At 52.1% G+C, this 2,713-nt stretch carries 2 protein-coding genes; both read left to right on the plus strand.

Annotated elements, in window-relative coordinates; all coding sequences use genetic code 11:
- On the plus strand, positions 1 to 1,518 hold a 1,518-nt coding region (locus tag RMO84_RS17610), incomplete at its 5' end, for a catalase (protein WP_310489739.1).
- 387 nt (positions 1,519 to 1,905) lie between these two features.
- Entirely contained in the window at positions 1,906 to 2,535 is a 630-nt protein-coding gene (locus tag RMO84_RS17615) for a DUF2267 domain-containing protein (RefSeq protein WP_310489740.1), read from the plus strand.
- The last annotated feature ends 178 nt before the right edge of the window (positions 2,536 to 2,713 follow it).

The following is a 2,713-nucleotide window of genomic DNA, read 5'->3' on the forward strand; positions in this document are numbered from 1 at the left end:
GGTTTTGGCATCCATACCTTCCGGTGGGTGAATGCTGAAGGCACATCCCATTTTATCAAATATCACTGGAAGCCGATGGCGGGTGTCCATTCCAATGTCTTCGATGAAGCTCAAAAGATTGCCGGTAAAGATCCCGACTTCCACCGCCGGACGTTGTGGGAATCGATCGACAAAGGCAACTATCCAGAGTACGAGCTAGGGGTGCAAATTATCCCCGAAGCCGACGAGCACAAGTTTGACTTCGATATTTTGGATTCTACTAAACTGATTCCCGAAGAATTGGTACCAGTCCAACCGATCGGTAAAATGGTACTCGATCGCAACCCCGATAACTTCTTTGCCGAAACCGAGCAAGTTGCTTATCAGCCCTCGAATGTGGTGCCAGGGATTGACTTTAGCGACGACCCGCTCCTGCAAGGACGGCTGATGTCCTACCACGATACTCAATTACATCGTCTGGGCAGCCCCAATTTCGTTCACTTGCCGATCAACCGTCCCGTTTGCCCGTTTAGCAATAACAACCAAGACGGACGGATGCAGATGGATATCAAAACCAGCCGCGTCAACTACTCACCCAACTCGCTCGGTGATAATCTCCCCGCGCCAGTTAAACCCGAGGAAGGCGGTGCTGTGACCTACCCAGAGCGGGTAGAAGGCCATAAGGTGCGCGAACGTAGCCCGAGTTTTGGCGAGCACTTCGCTCAAGCGACCCTGTTCTGGAATAGCCTTTCTAAAGGTGAAAAAGACCGTTTAGTCGAAGCCGCTCACTTTGAATTGGGTAAAGTGCCCCAGATGGAGGTTAAACAACGGATGCTCGATCGCTTTAACCAAGTAGACCACGAGTTAGCTAAGCGCGTTGCCATCGGGTTGGGCATGCCCGCACCAACGGCACCCGTCAGCGAAAATCACGGTCAAAAATCAGCGGCTCTGAGCCAAGAGCATACGACTAAGACTGCTAAGGGTCGTAAGGTGGCAATCTTAGCTGCCGATGGCGTCGATGGCGCGCAGTTGGCGACGCTCAAGCACGCGCTGAGTGCGATGAAAATCTCGACGGAGATCGTCTCTAAAACGGGCGGCACGATCGCGACTGCTGACGGTGGTCAAATTGAAGTCGATAAGACTTTCTTGACTGCGGCTTCGGTGCTGTACGATGCGGTGTATGTACCGGGCGGAGCTAAGAGTGTTGAGGCTCTCAAGGCGCACGGCGAGCCGTTGACCTTTATTCATGAGGCGTTCAAGCATTTCAAACCGATCGCGGGTTCTGGCGAGGGTGTGGACTTGCTGATGCAGGCGGATCTAAAGGGGATCGATGCCTCGCAGGTGAATGGTAAAATCAGCACTCAGTTGGGTGTGGTTGCCAGTCGCGATGTGGCGGATCTGGCTGGTTTTGCGACTGAGTTTGTGAATGCGATTAAGGAGCATCGGTTCTGGACGCGTCCGGTGCCGGGGACGGCTTCGGTTGAGGCGGAAGCTGCGGAGATGAAGATGATGCAGATGGAGCGCGCTGCGGCGCAGTAGATTGAGGGTAGTCCATCGAAATCTCGATCGACCCGCCAGATCTGTAGGGGCGGGTTTATGCGATTAATGTTGCCAGTAACGACAACCATCGTACAAACCCGCCCTCCCCACCAACAATAAATCGGATGTCATCATTCCTGAATTACCCACTCTACCCCCGAACGATCGATATTTATTGGCGGGGGAGGGTGGGTTCGTTTGCAGTTTATGAAGTTTAGCGATAGTTGCTAGCATAAACCCACCCCTACAGATTCACAACGAGCCAGAATATCTGTGCTTTTCTTAAAGTCAGTCTCTACCTATTGAAGGATGTGCCACTGCTGGGGCTTGCGTAAACTCTTATTAGAAAAGAAAGCAAGCTCGATCGAATGCGGATCGGAAATAACTATGGTAGATAAAACTACGACGAAGGCGGCGGCGGAGATTGAAGCTCCTCGATCGGGGGTGGATGAGCCAGCCGTTAATGCTGATGAAACCAGACAGCGGACGCCGGAAATCGATCCGACGGAGATTGAAGATCCGCGTGCGGTGTTTGCCGATCGAGATCGATCGTTTCTGGAGTATGTGATGGTCGAGGGTGGTTTTGCCGACCCTTACGATGCTAGAGATTTTACGGAAGTCGTGTTTCGGATTATGCGGGATTTGATGACTACCGAAGCGGCAGATCGAGTTGCTGAGGAGCTACATGAGGCAGCGATGCCGACTGATGAGAAGGCACTCCAAATGGAAGTGACGGATCTGTGGCAAGATAGCAATCCGATTGTGGCGTTTTTGAGTCGGGTACGGCCACCGTGGCAAGGCCCTGGCATTTTTAAGATCGATTCCGATCGCTTCTTCTTTCGGGCGGCTAATGAAGGCGGCTTGGAACGCAGTCCCGAAGACGAAGACGGTCAGCGCAAACATGCGGTCAAAGCCGTATTTACGGCGACGAAGCGCGAGCTTTCGGCAGAGCGAATTGCTGAAATTGAGAGTTGGTTGCCCGAAGATGGCGTTCGCGAGCTGTGGAATGCAGCTTAATTTCGAGCGACGCTATAGACGCTCGGTCAGTTTGATGCTTGTTTTGCGATGTGCGGTTGTTGGCAGCTAGGTCTTTTGAAGCTGCCACATCAATCGCCAGTCCAGATGTTAATTAATCGAACTAATTAACTACTAAATACCCCCCGATTTCTCATGCTCGATCTAAATAATTCTTTTG

The organism is Chamaesiphon sp. VAR_69_metabat_338, assembly GCF_031423935.1.
Taxonomy (GTDB): Bacteria; Cyanobacteriota; Cyanobacteriia; order Cyanobacteriales; family Chamaesiphonaceae; genus Chamaesiphon.